This window comes from Butyricicoccus sp. AF35-5AC (genome assembly GCF_003477715.1).
GTDB lineage: Bacteria > Bacillota > Clostridia > Oscillospirales > Butyricicoccaceae > Agathobaculum > Agathobaculum butyriciproducens.
In genome coordinates this window covers 1-886 of sequence record NZ_QUDX01000043.1, presented here as the reverse complement: position 1 = coordinate 886, position 886 = coordinate 1, and the positions used below count along the sequence as shown (strand labels likewise).

The following is an 886-nucleotide window of genomic DNA, read 5'->3' as shown; positions in this document are numbered from 1 at the left end:
CGCTCGGTGCGCGTGAGCAGTACGCCGTCGATCCTGAGCGCCGGATTGGTGTATTTCTTTACCGACTTGTAAGTATCATACAGCTGGGTGATGCCGGACGCCGCAAAGGTCTCCGCCATGGTCGGGATGAGCAGATAGTCGGCAGCGGTCAGGGCGTTCACGGTCAGCAGACCGAGTGACGGCGGACAGTCGATGAGGATGTAATCGTATTCTTCCGCAACGCCGGTCTGCTCGTCGCGCAGCTTCTCGCGGAGCGTCATCTCTTTGCCGACGTTGTGCAGCTCCTGCTCAATGCCCGCAAGGATGGTATTGGCCGGAATGATATCGCAGCTGGATGTGTGCTGGATGGCCTCCCGCGCCGAGGCCGTTCCCTTCATGACCTCGTACATGGTCGCGCTGTCCTGATTCTCGGCAGCTACCGACATCGACAGGTTGCCCTGCGGGTCGCAGTCGATCGTCAGCACACTGAAGCCCTGCTTTTTCAGACCGGCCGCCAGCGTGCCTGTCGTTGTGGTTTTCGCAACGCCGCCTTTCTGGTTGGCCAGTGCAAATATCGCAGACATGTTCTCCACCTCTTTCAACTTTGTAAAGTTATAACTGTTTAACGTTATTCTTATTATATACCTGTGCCATTATAACGTCAAGACTTTGTAACTTTATAACGTTATCTCTTTCTATTGGTTCTAAAATTCGTTCAGATCGTGTATTTCTCACTCTTTTCTCTCCTTTTCTGTCAGAAAGATTGAGTAGTGAAGTTTGAATAAAGAAGTTTTAGTAGGTAAGGATTTTAGTATATCAGCCTGTTTTGCATCTGCTCAAAAAGCATCTTATCTTTCAGCATACTGCCTGTAAACAGAGTACCCTGTAAAATCAGGGTAATGGTATG

The 886-nt window shown here is 50.1% G+C and carries 1 protein-coding gene; it reads right to left on the bottom strand.

The genetic code is table 11. The annotated features are described in order from the left end of the window. A partial coding sequence (locus DWZ82_RS14915) for a ParA family protein (RefSeq protein WP_118481408.1) occupies positions 1-563 on the bottom strand: 563 nt, incomplete at its 3' end. Between the last annotated feature and the right edge of the window lie 323 nt (positions 564-886).